Annotated in this window: 16 protein-coding genes and 1 tRNA gene; 9 read left to right on the top strand and 8 right to left on the bottom strand. The window is 58.4% G+C overall.

Going from position 1 to position 15,686, the window contains the following annotated elements:
- Positions 1 to 108 precede the first annotated feature (108 nt).
- From AACW30_RS13985 to AACW30_RS13975, 3 genes are all read right to left on the bottom strand, one after another.
- Complete coding sequence (locus AACW30_RS13985; protein ID WP_003193592.1) at positions 109 to 435, bottom strand: Arc family DNA-binding protein; 327 nt, start codon at positions 433 to 435, stop codon at positions 109 to 111.
- A gap of 392 nt (positions 436 to 827) precedes the next feature.
- Positions 828 to 1,007, bottom strand: coding sequence for a PA3371 family protein (locus tag AACW30_RS13980; RefSeq protein WP_200622881.1), 180 nt, complete (start codon positions 1,005 to 1,007; stop codon positions 828 to 830).
- A 10-nt stretch (positions 1,008 to 1,017) separates the two neighbouring features.
- Positions 1,018 to 1,245, bottom strand: coding sequence for a hypothetical protein (locus AACW30_RS13975; protein ID WP_106576126.1), 228 nt, complete (start codon positions 1,243 to 1,245; stop codon positions 1,018 to 1,020).
- Between the two features lie 327 nt (positions 1,246 to 1,572).
- Between AACW30_RS13975 and AACW30_RS13970 the strand changes: the two genes are divergently transcribed.
- Together AACW30_RS13970 and AACW30_RS13965 are read left to right on the top strand one after the other, a co-directional pair.
- A tRNA-Arg gene (locus tag AACW30_RS13970) sits at positions 1,573 to 1,649 on the top strand.
- A 280-nt stretch (positions 1,650 to 1,929) separates the two neighbouring features.
- Positions 1,930 to 3,315, top strand: coding sequence for an MFS transporter (locus tag AACW30_RS13965; protein WP_106576127.1), 1,386 nt, complete (start codon positions 1,930 to 1,932; stop codon positions 3,313 to 3,315).
- Positions 3,316 to 3,377: 62 nt separating this feature from the next.
- On the opposite strand, the gene AACW30_RS13960 is transcribed toward AACW30_RS13965, so the two are convergent.
- From AACW30_RS13960 to flgA, 4 genes are all read right to left on the bottom strand, one after another.
- Positions 3,378 to 4,127, bottom strand: a complete 750-nt coding sequence (locus AACW30_RS13960) for a flagellar brake protein (protein ID WP_106576128.1) — start codon at positions 4,125 to 4,127, stop codon at positions 3,378 to 3,380.
- A gap of 96 nt (positions 4,128 to 4,223) precedes the next feature.
- Entirely contained in the window at positions 4,224 to 4,694 is a 471-nt protein-coding gene (locus tag AACW30_RS13955) for a flagella synthesis protein FlgN (RefSeq protein WP_106576129.1), read from the bottom strand.
- Between the two features lie 48 nt (positions 4,695 to 4,742).
- On the bottom strand, positions 4,743 to 5,066 hold the full coding sequence (gene flgM, locus AACW30_RS13950) for a flagellar biosynthesis anti-sigma factor FlgM (RefSeq protein ID WP_106576130.1): 324 nt from the start codon (positions 5,064 to 5,066) through the stop codon (positions 4,743 to 4,745).
- 142 nt (positions 5,067 to 5,208) lie between these two features.
- Positions 5,209 to 5,967, bottom strand: a complete 759-nt coding sequence (gene flgA, locus AACW30_RS13945) for a flagellar basal body P-ring formation chaperone FlgA (protein WP_106576131.1) — start codon at positions 5,965 to 5,967, stop codon at positions 5,209 to 5,211.
- 81 nt (positions 5,968 to 6,048) lie between these two features.
- Here flgA and AACW30_RS13940 point away from each other — a divergent pair, with 81 nt between their 5' ends.
- From AACW30_RS13940 to AACW30_RS13910, 7 genes are all read left to right on the top strand, one after another.
- Positions 6,049 to 6,981 carry a chemotaxis protein CheV gene (locus AACW30_RS13940; protein WP_106576132.1) on the top strand — a complete coding sequence of 311 codons (933 nt, stop codon included), beginning with the start codon at positions 6,049 to 6,051 and terminating at the stop codon, positions 6,979 to 6,981.
- A gap of 43 nt (positions 6,982 to 7,024) precedes the next feature.
- Positions 7,025 to 7,852 (top strand): protein-glutamate O-methyltransferase CheR, encoded by an 828-nt coding sequence (gene cheR, locus AACW30_RS13935; RefSeq protein ID WP_200622880.1) that lies wholly within the window; start codon positions 7,025 to 7,027, stop codon positions 7,850 to 7,852.
- 434 nt (positions 7,853 to 8,286) lie between these two features.
- Positions 8,287 to 8,694, top strand: coding sequence for a flagellar basal body rod protein FlgB (gene flgB, locus AACW30_RS13930; RefSeq protein ID WP_010208346.1), 408 nt, complete (start codon positions 8,287 to 8,289; stop codon positions 8,692 to 8,694).
- Positions 8,695 to 8,697: 3 nt separating this feature from the next.
- Positions 8,698 to 9,150 carry a flagellar basal body rod protein FlgC gene (gene flgC, locus AACW30_RS13925; RefSeq protein ID WP_106576134.1) on the top strand — a complete coding sequence of 151 codons (453 nt, stop codon included), beginning with the start codon at positions 8,698 to 8,700 and terminating at the stop codon, positions 9,148 to 9,150.
- Positions 9,151 to 9,166: 16 nt separating this feature from the next.
- Positions 9,167 to 9,901 carry a flagellar hook assembly protein FlgD gene (gene flgD / locus AACW30_RS13920; RefSeq protein ID WP_106576135.1) on the top strand — a complete coding sequence of 245 codons (735 nt, stop codon included), beginning with the start codon at positions 9,167 to 9,169 and terminating at the stop codon, positions 9,899 to 9,901.
- 31 nt (positions 9,902 to 9,932) lie between these two features.
- Positions 9,933 to 11,243, top strand: coding sequence for a flagellar hook protein FlgE (flgE, locus tag AACW30_RS13915; protein WP_106576136.1), 1,311 nt, complete (start codon positions 9,933 to 9,935; stop codon positions 11,241 to 11,243).
- 189 nt (positions 11,244 to 11,432) lie between these two features.
- Positions 11,433 to 12,527: a hypothetical protein gene (locus AACW30_RS13910; protein ID WP_200622879.1), complete on the top strand. Its 1,095-nt coding sequence runs from the start codon at positions 11,433 to 11,435 to the stop codon at positions 12,525 to 12,527.
- Between the two features lie 89 nt (positions 12,528 to 12,616).
- Here the strand turns inward: AACW30_RS13910 and AACW30_RS13905 are convergent, their stop codons facing one another.
- Positions 12,617 to 15,514, bottom strand: a complete 2,898-nt coding sequence (locus tag AACW30_RS13905) for a ribonucleoside-diphosphate reductase subunit alpha (RefSeq protein ID WP_200622878.1) — start codon at positions 15,512 to 15,514, stop codon at positions 12,617 to 12,619.
- Between the last annotated feature and the right edge of the window lie 172 nt (positions 15,515 to 15,686).

Genomic DNA, 15,686 nt, shown 5'->3' with positions numbered 1-15,686 from the left:
GGCGGGAGCACCTCTGCTCCCGCTTTGCTGTCTGTTCTCGACACTCCTTGATCAAATCGCAGGCAAAAAAAAGCCAGCACATGGCTGGCTTCGGCTTTCAACTGCAGATCAATTGGCTTCTGCGGCCGCCTCGACGTCGTGCGCAATAAGCGAGACGAGAGCATTTTGCTGGCGGTGGGAGAGCTGACGAAAACGCTGCAGCAGTTCGCGTTCGTGCAGTGACAGCTCGGGGCTGTCCAGGCGCATGCTCAACTCTTCGCCCAGCGCACCTTCCTGAATAAGGCTCTGTTCCAGGCGCGCGATGATTTCGGAGTTCATGCTGCGGTGATGATTGCGAGCCACCTCGGCAATGCGTTCCCGCATTCCGTCTGGCAGACGTACGACGAACTTGTCAGCCGTACGGCTGGAATAAATTGCCTGTTTCAATGGGCGCATATATTTAACCGGTTAGTTCAGGGGAGCGGTTTTTGGAATTGGCCGCAAGATGAGTGTTAAGACAAGGCTCACGACCAAAGTTCAACCCGAATTACAAAGAGGCCGCATCATGCCTCAGATTTGACATTTCCTTGGCGTCAATTCTGTGACAAATATTGAACTGCCTAAAGGCTTTATGCCAGCACTCATTTGCATTTTTGCGGACTGGTTTGAAAACTTTTCAATGAGTAATTCCGCAAAGGAACTTCTCGCAAGTCCAGGCCGCGACGGGGTTTGAGGTCGCACATCCTATAGCAATATGGCCTTTTGCCCTCGTGTTTAAGACTAGTGGCAATTTGCCGATTTACTAGCACGAGGCGACATAAGGTAGGGGGATAAGCAGGAGGGAAGGATCAGCGCAAGACGGGGTCGAATTTGATTCTGCGGCCCACGATGAGCGTCAGCAGCAGGAGGCTTGCACATACACCGGTAGCGACAAAAGCAGTGGTTTGCGCATCTTGGGCATCGGCACCAAGGCCTGCGATGCCGGTTGCAACGGTCAGGCACAAAAACAGCCAGGCAGATTTAGTCATTCACGATCCCTCAGAAAACCCAGTGTTCAGATGCTGGCGCGGCCTGACTGCCCTGGGTCAGGTGTACCGGCGATTGTGCGTTGGGCGTCATCACCGCCAATTGTGGGCGTTGTTGCAAGTGGTGCGGCACCGCCTGGCTGATCTGTGCAGGATCATTGCTGCCAGTCGATTGAAAATGGAAGGTCACCAGTGCAGCGAGGGCTACGGTGTTGAGGGCTAACAGAAGGGCACTGTTCATGGTCATGTTCTCCGCTTAACGCCGTGGCCGATTAGGTTTTGTAGGAGAAGTATTGCAGGTCTCGTGCCAAACTATTATTTCAATAAAATCAGTGCCTTAAGTCTACTTTAATGGCCCGTAGGGTTGCAATTTGCAATGCTGGCATTTTGGGGGAGTGCATTTTGCACGACGGAGACGAATCCCCCGGTTTTACGGACTCAGACGGCGCTCTGCAGAACAAGGACAGGCCTACGCGCAAAAAGCCAACGGACGACATGACAAAACCTACCTCGGCCGTTAACATGCACGCCGTCCGTCGCCGCGCCCCTGGTCCGGTGGCTGTCATTTGTCCCAGTAGCTCAATTGGATAGAGCATCCCCCTCCTAAGGGGAAGGTTGGCCGTTCGAACCGGCCCTGGGACACCAGATTCAGCACCTGTGAAAAAGCCCCGCCCAGAGCGCTCTGGCGGGGCTTTTTTGTGCGCGCTTGGTGAACACCGGTCGAACCTTGCCGCCGTTGAGGGTTCACAGCAGGTGCGCGGTGTATTTATCGCAAACTGTGTACCTTGCACACGGCCAGGCAGCGTCTGAGCCATATGCAAAATATTCCCCGGATACAGCCGATATCGCCTGTCCGGACCCGGCAACCCCGGACTATCATGCCGATAGCCCTGACTCTCACTGCAAGGAGCCGCTCGGAACGCCGATGCGCCAGATCTGGAAATCTTTTCGAGCCCTTTATTTCGCCTCCTTGATGATGTTGATCGGGTCCGGCCTGCTCAGCACCTACCTTGCCTTGCGCCTGGCAGCCGACCACGTCGACAGCCTGTGGGTGGGTGCGCTGATGGCGGCTAACTACTTTGGCCTGGTGCTGGGCGGCAAGATCGGGCACCGCCTGATCGCTCGCGTCGGGCACATTCGCGCCTATGCCACCTGCGCCGGGATTGTCGGGGCGGCCGTTTTGGGCCATGGCCTGATCAACTGGCTGCCCGCCTGGATCGTACTGCGGATGATCGTGGGCCTGGGGATGATGTGCCAGTACATGGTCATCGAGAGCTGGCTCAATGAGCAGGCGGACGCCAAGCAGCGTGGCGTGGTGTTCAGCGGTTATATGATTGCCTCCTACCTTGGGCTGGTGCTGGGTCAACTGATCCTGGTGATGCACCCGGAACTCGGCCTCGAGCTGCTGATGTTGGTCGCGCTGTGCTTCGCCCTGTGCCTGGTGCCTGTCGCCATGACCCGGCGCATTCACCCGGCGCCTTTGCATCCTGCGCCAATGGAGCCGCGCTTCTTTATAAAGCGCGTGCCGCAGTCACTTAGTACCGTGCTGGGCGCGGGGCTGATCGTCGGTTCGTTCTATGGTCTGGCGCCGCTCTATGCTTCGCAGCAAGGCCTGACTACCGAGCAAGTGGGTCTGTTCATGGGTAGCTGCATTTTCGCCGGGCTGGTGGTGCAGTGGCCTTTGGGCTGGCTGTCGGACCGTTATGACCGCGCCTTGCTGATTCGGTGTTTTGCCTTGTGCCTGGCAGTGGCAGCGTTGCCGCTGGCGCTGCTGACCAAGGTGCCTCTGGAAGTGCTGTTCGTGGCCGGGTTCTTGTGTTCCCTGGTGCAGTTCTGCCTTTATCCGTTGGCGGTGGCGTTTTCCAATGACCACGTCGAGGGCGATCGGCGGGTGTCGTTGACCGCGATGTTGCTGGTCACCTACGGCATCGGCGCCAGTGTCGGACCGTTGCTGGCGGGCGTGGTCATGAAGCTCTTCGGCAGCCATATGTTGTATGCGTTTTTCAGCCTGTGTGCGTTGATTCTGGTGTGGCGTATCCGGCCGAAGGCGGTGACCAACCTGCACCAAGTGGACGATGCGCCGCTGCACCACGTGGCGATGCCTGACAGCATGTCCAGCTCGCCGCTGGTGGCATGCCTGGATCCCCGGGTAGATGAGGCGGTGGTGCAGGAGCAAATGCAGACTACCGTGCCCGATCCTGAACCTGACGCTGATCCACAGCCGCCCGCAGACGAGCCAGCCTTCGAAGGCCCGCCGGAACCTCTGGGGCCGGAGGAGCATCCTCACGATTTGAGCAGGGCGCGCCCCTGAATGCAAAAACGGGCAGATCCCATCAGGATCTGCCCGTTTTTTTTTGCCCCGATCGTTAACGCTTAGAGATCGTCGTCCTTGTCAAAGCGTCGCGCCTCGCGCTGCAGCTGATACACAAACCGCTCCACCTGGCGCTGCACCAGCCCGCTCATGTTGTGAAAGCGCACGCCGGCGAAGGTGGTGTTGATCTTGTCTTCGAAGTGCAGGTAACGCAGCTCGACAGAGGTGGTCATGCTGCCAAAGGGCAGGGCGGCAATAAAACGGTCATAGACCTGGCCCAGTTGCAGGCGCTCGGAAATGTCGCCTTCAAAGCGCAATTTGCAGCCGGTGGCGGAAATGTCCAGGAGCTTGCCGCTGATCGGCGCCTTGAGCTTCTCGCCGCCCAGTTCGATGCTGACCAGTTGTGCCAGCTTCAACGCCGCGCGAAAGGCATTGCGGCGTTGGTGGTAGACCACCTCGTCGGGCATGCTGCCGGTGTAGATGCGGTGGCCGTCTTTTTCACTGATGGTCAGTGTGCCGTTGCTTTCCCAGGCGACGCGTACGCCATCGTGGAAGCCTTCGATGCGGAAAGGTTCGCCATTCTCGAGGTAGCGTTCACCGTCACGCGGAATCATTTCGTCCAGGATCAGCGTCTTGCTGTCCCGGTCAACGTCCACCAGGTAGCTCTGAAAGCGCTGGCTGCGTTCATGGAATGTAATGATCAGTGGATCATGGCTTTCTTGCAGCATCCGCAATGTGCTGGCGATTTCCAGAGGCGTGGCGAGCACCTTGGGTGGCTGCGGAGCATCTTCCGCATTAAGGGCGTTGAACACGGTTCTTCCATCTCCAGACAAAATACGACTACACGCAAGAACCGGCATTTTGCCAGCATGTAGCGCGCCTTGGATAGTGCGCGCTGTAAACCACTGTCAGGCTTGGCTGCGGGTGCTTGGCTTGACCAGGCGCGAGGTGGAACCCTGGGCGTTGTACAGCGCTGGGGGTTCTCCGCCGTGAAGTATGCGCAACTGGTTGGCAGTCGTCGCTTGCTGCAGCTGGATCGACTGACCGTTGAGCAGGTTGGCTTCCTGGCACTGGGCAAGCAATTGATTAAGTGCGGTGCTCTGCGCCAGCAACTGATCGCCCACCGAAGAGTGGCTGGCCAGTTGTGCGAGGCCGTCGTGATCAGCCGGGAGGCCCAGGCTGACAAGAATTTCGCTGCGCTTTTTGCCATGCTGTTCAAGCAGCACAATCAGCGACTGCTTGCGCGCCAGGATTTCTTCCAGCAAGCGCATGTCCCGGCCGTACAGGGCCAGGGATTCTTCCTTTAGCAGCTCGAGCAGATGTTGCGTCGGCGCCAGATCATCAATGATCAGTTGAAGCAAATGTTCGTCGTGGTGCATGGCTGGCCTTGGGTTTTAAGCGTCCAAAAGCCCTGCGCAGGCCTTCGCCTAGCGCTCGGCTTCGAAGTTGAGCAGCTTGCTGGCTACACGGTTGCTGTCGACTTTATAGCTGCCATCGGCGATGGCCTGTTTCAACTCGGCCACACGGGCTTTATTGACAACCGGCTGGTCGCGCAGCGAGTCAGTGACCTTTTGCAACTGTTGAGCCTCATTGCTCAGGTGAACCGATTCCCCGCTCTGGCTGGCGCCGGCCTGTTCGGTCTTGGCGGGCGCTGGCTGGGCCTTGGCTTCTACGCTGTCCTTGGCACCGCTGGTGCGCGTATTGCCGGGCAATGCCGGGGTGTTATTCAAACGACTGAAATCGATGACCATGATAAAAAAACCTCTGGGTATTTGGACGCTTGCCATGTTTTCGGCCATACCCGGACAAACTTTAGGCTCGATTGACAATAAACCTGTACAGGTCGACATCCAACGCACAGTGTAGGAAAAGCTGGCGCTTGATACCAGTGATCTATAAAGCGACCTCGACTTGGCCTGGCGCCATCACCTGTGCCTTGATCACACGATTGGAATTGAGGTTTTTGACCCGAATCTGTTCGCTCATGCCGCCATTGGACAGCGCCTCGCCCGGCATCTTTACCGTCAGCCCGCCGCTGCTGGCGGAAATCACCACCTGGTCGCCCTTGCGAATCACCTCAGCCTGTTCCAGATGCACCAGCGTAATCACTTGGTCGGTGACCATTGGTCGGGTAAGTTTTTGCCCGACGGCCTGGTCCACCGAGGTGAGATAACCCTGATTGATCGAGCTGATATCCCGTTCACGCAGCGCAACGTCTTCAAACCCGATGATGCCCGTCCGTTTGAGCGGACGTGTGACAACCACTACATCACGAAACAGTTTGACCTGCGCCGGGACGAACACGGTCCAGGGCGAGGCGCCGTCGCAGCGCACTTTGACCGTCACGCGGCCGATGGGCTGGGCGGGGCTTTCCAGCGTGGCTGTCAATTCCTTGTCGCACATGGGCATGCGCAGGCGCGGGTCCAGCGGGTTCACCTGAATTTCATAACGCCCCGGTGCCTGCGTGGTCGCCAGATAATCTTCTACAGTGAATTCAAGAAAGCCTTGAGTGACGCCGATAAGGAGATCAGGCAAGGTGACATTATCTGCACGGGCCGTGGTGCCTGCGCCCAAGGCAAGCAATGCCAGCCAGACGCAGACAACTCTGCGGTAGCGTGGGATGCGTCGGGAAACTGTCGTTTTAAGGTTCATAAATCAATAAATAGCAAAGCTCGTGCCGTTTAGTGTTGGGTACGCGTCGTACCCCTAAGGTTTTTGCGTAGGAGTCTGGGCATGGCAGGAGTAATGGATTCAGTAAACCAGCGCACACAGCTGGTAGGGCAGAATCGCCTGGAGTTGTTGCTTTTTCGCCTGGACGGCAAGCAGCTGTATGGCATCAACGTGTTTAAAGTGCGGGAAGTGTTGCAGTGTCCCAAGCTGACGATCATGCCCAAGTCCAGTCCGGTGGTGTGTGGCGTGGCCAACATTCGTGGTGCGACCATCCCCATTCTTGACCTGGCCTTGGCCACCGGCTCTGCGGGGCTGCAGGACCGCCAGAACCCGTTCGTGATCATTACCGAATACAACACCAAGACCCAGGGTTTCCTGGTGCGCTCGGTGGAACGCATCGTCAACATGAACTGGGAGGAAATCCACCCGCCGCCCAAGGGCACGGGGCGCGATCACTACCTGACGGCGGTGACTCGGGTCGATAACCAGTTGGTGGAAATCATCGACGTGGAGAAGATCCTCGCAGAAGTGGCACCGACCTCCGAATCGATTTCGGTGGGCGTCGTCGACGCCGAAACGGCGCACAAGGCGATCTCGCTGCGCGTGCTGACCGTGGACGACTCCTCGGTTGCGCGCAAACAGGTGAGCCGTTGCCTGCAAACCGTCGGCGTGGAAGTGGTGGCCCTCAACGACGGTCGCCAGGCCCTGGATTACCTGCGCAAGCTGGTGGACGAAGGCAAGAAGCCGGAAGAAGAATTTTTGATGATGATCTCCGACATCGAGATGCCGGAAATGGATGGCTACACGCTCACGGCCGAGATACGCAACGATCCACGCATGCAAAAACTGCATATCATCCTGCATACTTCGTTGTCGGGCGTATTCAATCAGGCGATGGTCAAGAAGGTCGGTGCCGATGACTTTCTGGCCAAATTCCGTCCTGATGACCTGGCATCCCGGGTAGTCGACCGGATCAAGGCAGCAGATCACGGCTAAGGGGAGTTCCCCTGGCGGTCACACGATTTAAGAGGCGGTATCATTGTCTACGGGTAATTTGGATTTCGAACAGTTCCGGATCTTCCTGGAAAAAGCCTGTGGCATATTGCTCGGTGAAAACAAGCAATACCTGGTATCCAGCCGTCTCAACAAACTGATGGAGCAGCAGGGCATCAAGTCCCTGGGCGAGTTGGTCCAGCGTATTCAGGGCCAGCCGCGCAGTGGGCTCAAGGAAATGGTGGTGGATGCCATGACCACCAACGAAACCCTGTGGTTTCGTGACACCTACCCCTTCGAAGTGCTCAAGAACAAAGTGCTGCCGGAGGCCATCAAGGCCAGTCCGGGCCAGCGCTTGCGTATCTGGTCGGCCGCTTGCTCCTCGGGGCAGGAGCCGTACTCGATCTCGATGTCCATCGACGAGTTCGAGCGCACCAACATGGGCCAGTTGAAGGCCGGGGCGCAGATTGTCGCCACTGACTTGTCCGGCACCATGCTCACCAATTGCAAGACCGGTGAGTACGACAGCCTGGCCTTGGGCCGTGGTTTGTCTCAGGAGCGCCTGCAACGTTACTTCGACCCCAAAGGGGCGGGACGCTGGGCGGTCAAGGCACCGATCAAGAGCCGGGTAGAGTTTCGTTCGTTCAACCTGCTCGACAGCTACGCCAGCCTGGGCAAGTTCGACATGGTGTTCTGCCGCAACGTGCTGATCTATTTCTCGGCCGAAGTGAAGAAAGACATCCTGTTGCGCATCCACGGCACGCTCAAGCGTGGTGGGTACCTGTTCCTCGGTGCGTCCGAGGCGCTCAATGGGTTGCCGGACCATTACCAGATGGTGCAGTGCAGTCCCGGTATCATTTACCAGGCCAAGTGATCGGCCCATGAGCATTAAAAAACGGGAGGCCCCCAAAGGCCTCCCGTTTTTTAATGCGCGCGATTCGGCAGGCTTCATCTCGATGACTTCCTGAGCGCTGGCGTCGGCGACCGTAACCAGGTGTTCAGCCGCAAAGCGCTTCGCCGAATCCTGTTCGAACCCAGGCGACGCAATGATCAGTGTTCAGGCCGTTGCATTGAAAGGCTGCCTGCTGAGCCTGGCGTTCAATCAGCCGTGGCACTACCGGCAGTCTGCATAAAAGCGGCAACCGGTATTGCCGCTTTACTGGCGCCACGCGGAAGGCCGTTGCCGCTTTTCTGGCATTGCCACCGGCAAACTCCCCGCAAACCCTTGAATTACGGGCCCCGATGGAATTGGCATGCGCCTTGCTATAACCCTGTTACGAAAAGCAGGTCAGCCTAAAGGTTTCCGCCATGAGCATCAGCTTCGATAAAGCGCTCGGTATCCACGAACAAGCCCTGGGCTTCCGCGCCCAGCGTGCCGAAGTCCTGGCCAACAACATTGCCAACGCCGACACCCCGAACTACAAGGCTCGGGACCTGGACTTCTCTGCCGTGCTCGCCGCACAGCAGGACAAGACCAAGAACGGCACCTTCGCCTTGAATATGACCAACAGCCGTCATATCGAAGCGCAAGGCTTGAGCAATGGTGACGAGTCGTTGCTGTATCGCACGCCGATGCAGCCATCGATCGACCAGAACACCGTCGACGCCCAGCTGGAGCAATCGGCCTACGCCGAAAACTCGGTGAACTTCCAGGCCAGCTTCACCCTGCTCAACAGCAAATTCAAAGGGCTGATGTCAGCCCTGCGTGGAGAGTAAGCCATGTCCTTAGCCAGTGTTTTCAATATTGCCGGCAGTGGCATGAGCGCGCAGACCACGCGCCTGAACACCGTCGCCAGTAACATCGCCAACGCCGAGACTGTGTCTTCGAGCATTGACCAGACCTACCGTGCCCGTCACCCGGTGTTCGCCACCATGTTTCAGGACGGCCAGAGTGGCCAAAGCGGTAGCGGCGACTCGCTGTTCCAGAACCAGGATGCCGCAGGCCAGGGCGTGCAGGTGCTTGGCGTGGTCGAAGACCAAAGCAATCTGGAAGCCCGCTACGAACCCAACCATCCCGCCGCGAACGAAAAGGGTTACGTGTACTACCCCAACGTCAACGTGGTCGAGGAAATGGCCGACATGATTTCCGCCAGCCGCTCGTTCCAAACCAACGCGGAAATGATGAACACCGCCAAAACCATGATGCAGAAGGTCCTGACCCTGGGTCAGTGATAAGGGGCGCCAAATAATGGCCATTGTTGATACCACTTCTACGACACCCAACACGCCGGTTCAGGACCTTTTCAACTCCAAGGTCAAGACCGCGACAGACAACAGCGGCCTCGCTTCGGCGGCCAGCGCGGCCACCGGTAACCAGGCGCTGGGTAAAGATGCATTCCTGCAGCTGCTGGTCACCCAGCTGAAAAACCAGAACCCGCTGTCGCCACAGGACAACGGTGCGTTTGTGGCCCAGCTGGCTCAGTTCAGCAGCCTGGAAGGCATCAACACCCTGAACGACTCGGTAAATGCGATCTCCAGCAACTTCAGTTCCTCGCAAGCGCTGCAGGCATCGTCGCTGGTCGGGCGTTCGATCATCACCCAGACCGATAAGGCCATGGTTGACACCAGCAAGAGCATGACCGGCTCGGTGGCGGTGACCGCGGCGACGGGCAACGTCTCCGTGAAGATCACCGACAAAGACGGCAATGTGGTCCGCACCCTCGACATGGGCGCCCAAAGCGCCGGTGATTCCAGCTTTATCTGGGATGGCAAGGACGACAAAGGCGAGGTCGCCCCCGCCGGGACTTATACCTTCGCGGCCAGCACCAAAAATGATACGGGCGACTCGGTTGCCTTGTTGACCTCGCTGCCGGCAACAGTGACCAGCGTGACGTTGAGCAAGACCGGCGGCGAAATGCTGCTCAACCTTGCCGGCGGCATGGGCAGCGTCAAGCTGTCGCAAATTCAGACTATCGGTACATAGAGCCGGCTAAATACGGCAGAAGGAGAGAAACATGTCTTTTAACATCGGCCTTAGCGGCCTCTATGCGGCCAACAAACAGCTGGACGTGACCGGCAACAACATCGCCAACGTCGCGACCACGGGCTTCAAATCGTCCCGTGCCGAGTTCTCGGACATCTACGCCGCGTCCAAGCTGGGCACCGGCCAGAACAGTGTCGGCAGTGGTGTGAACCTGGCGGCCGTTTCCCAGCAGTTCACCCAGGGCGACGTCAACAATACCGGCGGTCTGCTGGACATGGCGATCCAGGGCGGCGGCTTCTTCGTTCAGAAGGGCAGTGACGGCTCGCTGGAATACACCCGCAGCGGTGCCTTCCGTTCGGATAAAGACGGCTACGTCACCAACAACACCGGCACCTCGCGCCTGCAAGGCTACGCGGCGGACGCCGACGGCAATATCATCAAGGGCGCGCTGACCGACCTGCAATTGAACCTGTCGAACCTGCCGCCCAAGGCCTCCACCAAAGTCGACTCCACCAGCAACCTGAACTCGTCGTCGCCGGTGATTGATCAGACGACCAAGCCGTTTGATCCAACTGACTCCACCACGTTCAGCACTCAATACAACACCACCTTGTATGACACCCAGGGCAACGCCCACCCAATGGTGCAATACCTGGTGAAAACGGATTCCAACACCTGGAAATCCTACACCCTGATCGATGGCCGCAACCCTGACGGTTCGGCGCCTACCGGCACAGGCTCGACGCCGCCGGTCGCCTCGACGTTGAGCTTCGACGGTTCCGGCAAGCTCACCGGGATTGTTACGGGCACCACTTCCAGCACCACCTTGCAGCTGACCGGCTGGGTGCCGGGCACAGTGACCAACGGCGTGTGGACCAAAAACGGTGCGAACGCCAACCCTGGCGGGATTGCCATCAACATGAGCAACATCACCCAGTACAACTCGGCCACCTACCGTAACCCACCGGTCACCGATGGCTACGCCACCGGCCAGATCACCGGCCTGAACATTGACGGTAATGGCGTGTTGTTCGCGACCTTCAGCAACCAGCAGAGCAAGGCCATCGGCCAGCTTTCCCTGGCCAGCTTCAACAACGAACAAGGCCTGCAGCCGGCGGGCGGCACCACTTGGAAAGAAACCTATGCGTCGGGTCAGCCGGGTTACGACACCCCGCAAGCCGGCACCCTGGGTTCGATCGTGTCCAAATCCCTGGAGAACTCCAACGTCAACCTGACCAACGAACTGGTGGACCTGATCAAGGCCCAGAGCAACTATCAGGCGAACGCCAAGACCATCTCCACTCAGAGCACCATCATGCAGACCATCATTCAGATGACCTGATGCTGTTGGCCTGACGCGCACGCGCAACGAAAGCCCCTCGATCGAGGGGCTTTTTTTTGCCTGCCATTTGGCATCGGGGAATATTCCCACCTCTGGCCTGATCACAGCCGACAGGCCCGTGTTGGAACCGGCCACACGGTTCTTCCCACTCATCAAGTCTCAACGTGTTCGATCACAAGGTGGCTCGGTATGGGAAGTTCGTCGATGTCCGGCCAGGGGGCTGGAGGTGTGCGTTATGGCGTGGGGTGGGCGGGGCAGTACCTGAGTGGAGTCAGCCGGTCAGAGGGCAGCCGGGATGCGGTCGATGTCGATAAAGACGCGGTCACGCAGCTTCTCAGGCAGTTGGATGACGCCGAGAAAACCGCCAAAAACCAGACTGTCCAGGACCTGCGCGACAAGCTCAATGAAAAGCGAAACGCGCTGGGAGAGGAAAAATTCAAAGCGATCCTTGAGCAGTTGAAGCGGGAGGCGGTTACAGATTTTCTTGCGCTGTTGAAGAGGCTGTTTCCAGAGCTGTTTGCAGATGAGCCAACTCCGTCTCCAGCACCTTCACCAACACCCTCGCCAGACCGCGGTGGTGGCGGCGGCGGTGGCGGTGATGGCGGTCGGGTTAGTCCAAGCGATTTTGGCGGCAGTGAGCCCATGAGTAATCTGCCGATTACCGAAGGCTCCAAGCATTTCAACTACAAGCCGGACGCAAGTAACCCGGGCAAGAAACCGGACAATATCTGGAGTGGATTCAGCCAGGGGCCCGATGGTAATTGCGTCACGGTTGCCGCGATAAAGGGGGCGATGATGAAGTTTGGGCAGAAGCCCACTGATGTTTTCGCTGAGGTGCATGAGACCGCTGGTGGCTATCACGTCAAGATGCGCGATGGCTTCGAACTGGATTTATCCAAAGCTGAACTGAGGCACGCCGCCAGTTACGCACAGTTCAAGGGGGATAATCCCTCGATGATGACCGACGCCAACTTCATGTACGCCGTAAGTGCCAAGCGTGCACAGATGGAAGGGAATGGTTTTGATGACAATCCCGAGGTCGCCAAGCAGAGTTTCGCGCATGCGATGCAAAGCTTGAACAATGGCGAGATGGGGCGAGAGGCGCTGGACCGGCTTGGATTGAATGGTCTCTATAAAGACTCTTCGAGTTCGGCGCTGGCAAGCGGTGCACTGGGCGTGGTGGATTACGGCGGCCATTCAATGGCGGTGATTGGCGGTCGCGTAGAGTTGTGGGGAGGGCGAGGCGGCGCTCCCCAGGAAGGCAACGCCTACGAATTCGTTTAGCGTAAAAACAAAAAAACCGATAAACCCATTGCAGCAGGGTCTATCGGTTTTTTTCAATCCCGGGCAATCAAGCCCGGGATCAGCTCAGCTTATTGGCAAGCTTCGCAATCCGGCTCATCAATCGCGCAGGCCTTTGGCACTGGCGCTGGACCGGCTGGTGCCGCAAGAACCGAATCATCACCGTGGTTGCCGCCGCTGGAAACAGCGTTCAGCTTACCGGTGTTGATGGTCGACTTCTCGGTGCTGGTCGCGGCCAGGGCACGGAGGTAGTAAGTGGTTTTCAGACCACGGTACCAGGCCATGCGGTAGGTCACGTCCAGCTTCTTGCCCGAAGCGCCGGCGATGTACAGGTTCAGCGACTGCGCCTGGTCGATCCACTTCTGACGACGGCTGGCCGCGTCAACGATCCACTTGGTGTCCACTTCGAACGCAGTTGCGTAGAGCTCTTTGAGTTCTTGCGGGATGCGCTCGATCTGCTGCACGGAACCGTCGTAGTACTTCAGGTCGTTGATCATGACCGAGTCCCACAGGCCGCGAGCTTTCAGGTCGCGAACCAGGTACGGGTTGATCACGGTGAATTCGCCCGACAGGTTCGATTTCACATACAGGTTCTGGTAGGTCGGTTCGATCGACTGCGATACGCCAGTGATGTTGGCGATGGTCGCGGTCGGTGCGATGGCCATGATGTTGGAGTTACGAATGCCTTTCTGCACACGGGCACGTACCGGCGCCCAATCCAGGGATTCGTTCAGGTCAACGTCGATGTACTTCTGGCCACGCTGCTCGATCAGGATCTGTTGCGAATCCAGCGGCAGGATGCCTTTGGACCACAGCGAACCCTGGAACGTCTCGTAGGCACCGCGCTCGTCGGCCAGGTCGCAGGAAGCCTGGATCGCGTAGTAGCTGACCGCTTCCATCGACTTGTCGGCGAACTCGACCGCAGCGTCCGAACCGTAAGGAATGTGCTGCAGGTACAGCGCGTCCTGGAAGCCCATGATGCCCAGGCCGACCGGACGGTGCTTGAAGTTGGAATTCTGCGCCTGTGGTACCGAGTAGTAGTTGATGTCGATAACGTTATCGAGCATGCGAACGGCGGTGTTCACGGTGCGTTCCAGCTTGGCGGTGTCCAGCTTGCCGTTGACGATGTGGTTCGGCAGGTTGATCGAGCCCAGGTTGCAAACGGCGATCTCGTCCTTGTTGGTGTTCAAGGTGATCTCGGTGCACAGGTTCGAGCTGTGGACCACGCCCACGTGCTGCTGCGGGCTGCGCAGGTTGCACGGGTCTTTGAAGGTCAGCCATGGGTGGCCGGTTTCAAACAGCATGGACAGCATTTTGCGCCACAGGTCTTTGGCCTGGATGGTCTTGAACAGCTTGATCTTGCCTGGGTACTGGGACAGGGCTTCGTAGTACTCGTAACGCTCTTCGAAGGCCTTGCCGGTCAGGTCGTGCAGGTCTGGCACTTCGGATGGCGAGAACAGGGTCCACGGGCCGTCATCGAAGACACGCTTCATGAACAGGTCAGGGATCCAGTTGGCGGTGTTCATGTCGTGGGTACGACGACGGTCATCACCGGTGTTCTTGCGCAGCTCGATGAACTCTTCAATGTCCATGTGCCAGGTTTCCAGGTAGGCACACACAGCGCCTTTGCGCTTGCCACCCTGGTTCACGGCTACAGCGGTGTCGTTCACCACTTTCAGGAACGGTACAACGCCCTGGGACTTGCCGTTGGTGCCCTTGATGTACGAACCCAGTGCACGCACAGGGGTCCAGTCGTTGCCCAGGCCGCCGGCGAATTTGGACAACATGGCGTTGTCGTGGATCGCGTGGTAGATGCCCGACAGGTCATCCGGCACGGTGGTCAGGTAGCAGCTCGACAGCTGTGGACGCAGGGTGCCGGCGTTGAACAGGGTTGGGGTCGACGACATGTAGTCGAAGGACGACAACAGGTTGTAGAACTCGATGGCGCGGTCTTCTTTGTGCTTCTCTTCGATCGCCAGGCCCATGGCCACGCGCATGAAGAACACTTGCGGCAGTTCGAAACGGATACCGTCCTTGTGGATGAAGTAACGGTCGTACAGGGTCTGCAGGCCCAAGTAGGTGAACTGCTGATCGCGCTCGTGGTTGATCGCCTTGCCGAGTTTTTCCAGGTCGAAGGTGGCCAGGATCGGGTTCAGCAATTCGAATTCGATACCCTTGGCGATGTAGGCAGGCAGGGCCTTGGCGTACAGGTCAGCCATCTCGTGGTGGGTGGCGCTGTCGGCGACTTTCAGGAAGCCCAGGCCTTCGGCACGCAGGGTGTCCATCAGCAGGCGCGCGGTCACGAACGAGTAGTTCGGCTCACGTTCAACCAGGGTACGGGCGGTCATCACCAGGGCGGTGTTGACGTCGGTCAGGGCCACGCCGTCGTACAGGTTCTTCAGGGTTTCGCGCTGGATCAGGTCACCGTCGACTTCTTCCAGGCCTTCGCAGGCCTCGGTGATGATGGTGTTCAGGCGGCCCAGGTCCAGCGGTGCAAATGTGCCGTCAGCCAGGGTGATGCGGATCGACGGGTGAGCTTGCACGGCAGCTTCTTCAGCCGGGGTGCGTACCGCGCGTTCCTTGGCGCGCGAGTCACGGTAGATCACGTAGTCGCGGGCAACTTTCTGCTCGCCGGCACGCATCAGGGCCAGTTCGACCTGGTCCTGGATTTCTTCGATGTGGATGGTGCCGCCCGAGGGCATGCGACGCTTGAAGGTTGCGGTGACTTGTTCGGTCAGGCGGGCAACGGTGTCATGGATGCGCGACGAGGCAGCAGCGGTGCCGCCTTCAACTGCAAGAAACGCTTTGGTGATGGCGACGGTGATTTTGTCATCGGTGTAAGGAACGACAGTGCCGTTACGCTTGATCACTCGCAGTTGGCCAGGTGCAGTGGCGGACAGATCCAGGTTCGAATCAGCGGCCTGCGGCACGGAGCCCTGCGGGTTCTCGCGAGTTGTGTCGGTTTGCATGGGGGGTTGTCTCCACATTCTATATTTATTTGGGCACCATCACGGTGCCCACCGTTCCGTCCTGAAGCACTTACAGCAGGCCTGGGCCTGGCATAACAACTTCGGGACAGGAGGAAGGGAGCTCATCGCGCCGCTTCCATGCCGAAGTCTTCGGTTCGGGCCTTGAGGCGCC

This window comes from Pseudomonas sp. MF6747, from assembly GCF_963890955.1.
Classification (GTDB): domain Bacteria; phylum Pseudomonadota; class Gammaproteobacteria; order Pseudomonadales; family Pseudomonadaceae; genus Aquipseudomonas.
Note: the sequence above shows the minus strand (reverse complement) of the source record. Positions and strands in the feature narration are given on the sequence as shown.

Bases quoted from the DNA above. Each gene is read 5' to 3' on its own strand.
- AACW30_RS13985 (WP_003193592.1), bottom strand. From the start codon at position 435: ATGCGCCCATTGAAACAGGCAATTTATTCCAGCCGTACGGCTGACAAG.
- AACW30_RS13980 (WP_200622881.1), bottom strand. From the start codon at position 1,007: ATGACTAAATCTGCCTGGCTGTTTTTGTGCCTGACCGTTGCAACCGGC.
- AACW30_RS13975 (WP_106576126.1), bottom strand. From the start codon at position 1,245: ATGAACAGTGCCCTTCTGTTAGCCCTCAACACCGTAGCCCTCGCTGCA.
- AACW30_RS13965 (WP_106576127.1), top strand. From the start codon at position 1,930: ATGCGCCAGATCTGGAAATCTTTTCGAGCCCTTTATTTCGCCTCCTTG.
- AACW30_RS13955 (WP_106576129.1), bottom strand. From the start codon at position 4,694: ATGCACCACGACGAACATTTGCTTCAACTGATCATTGATGATCTGGCG.
- flgM (WP_106576130.1), bottom strand. From the start codon at position 5,066: ATGGTCATCGATTTCAGTCGTTTGAATAACACCCCGGCATTGCCCGGC.
- flgA (WP_106576131.1), bottom strand. From the start codon at position 5,967: ATGAACCTTAAAACGACAGTTTCCCGACGCATCCCACGCTACCGCAGA.
- AACW30_RS13940 (WP_106576132.1), top strand. From the start codon at position 6,049: ATGGCAGGAGTAATGGATTCAGTAAACCAGCGCACACAGCTGGTAGGG.
- flgB (WP_010208346.1), top strand. From the start codon at position 8,287: ATGAGCATCAGCTTCGATAAAGCGCTCGGTATCCACGAACAAGCCCTG.
- flgC (WP_106576134.1), top strand. From the start codon at position 8,698: ATGTCCTTAGCCAGTGTTTTCAATATTGCCGGCAGTGGCATGAGCGCG.
- flgD (WP_106576135.1), top strand. From the start codon at position 9,167: ATGGCCATTGTTGATACCACTTCTACGACACCCAACACGCCGGTTCAG.
- flgE (WP_106576136.1), top strand. From the start codon at position 9,933: ATGTCTTTTAACATCGGCCTTAGCGGCCTCTATGCGGCCAACAAACAG.
- AACW30_RS13910 (WP_200622879.1), top strand. From the start codon at position 11,433: ATGGGAAGTTCGTCGATGTCCGGCCAGGGGGCTGGAGGTGTGCGTTAT.
- AACW30_RS13905 (WP_200622878.1), bottom strand. From the start codon at position 15,514: ATGCAAACCGACACAACTCGCGAGAACCCGCAGGGCTCCGTGCCGCAG.